This window comes from Cedecea sp. B1(4) (genome assembly GCF_059414925.1).
Map to the genome: position 1 here is coordinate 1 of NZ_JCAHMZ010000389.1, position 261 is coordinate 261.

General features: G+C 57.9%; 1 protein-coding gene. It reads right to left on the bottom strand.

The window, feature by feature from the left end; translation table 11 throughout:
• The coding region (locus ACR6JA_RS23425; protein WP_494599953.1) for a response regulator at nucleotides 1–251 on the bottom strand (251 nt) is incomplete at its 3' end.
• Between the last annotated feature and the right edge of the window lie 10 nt (nucleotides 252–261).

Here is a 261-nt window from a genome sequence, read left to right on the forward strand (position 1 = left end):
GACGACACCATCACCACCGGCATCGGCCGCAGGCGCATCAGCTTTTCAAGGAAATCCAGCCCGTCCATGCGGGGCATTTCCACGTCCAGCGTCAACACGTCGGGATTGTGCTTTTTGATCAGCTCGCGCGCCACCAGCGGATCGGGCGCGGTCGCAACCACTTCCATATCCGGCTGGCTGTTGATGATCTTGGTCATCAGTCCGCGCACGAGCGCGGAATCATCCACACATAGAACTCTGATTTTCTGCATTGTTTACCGC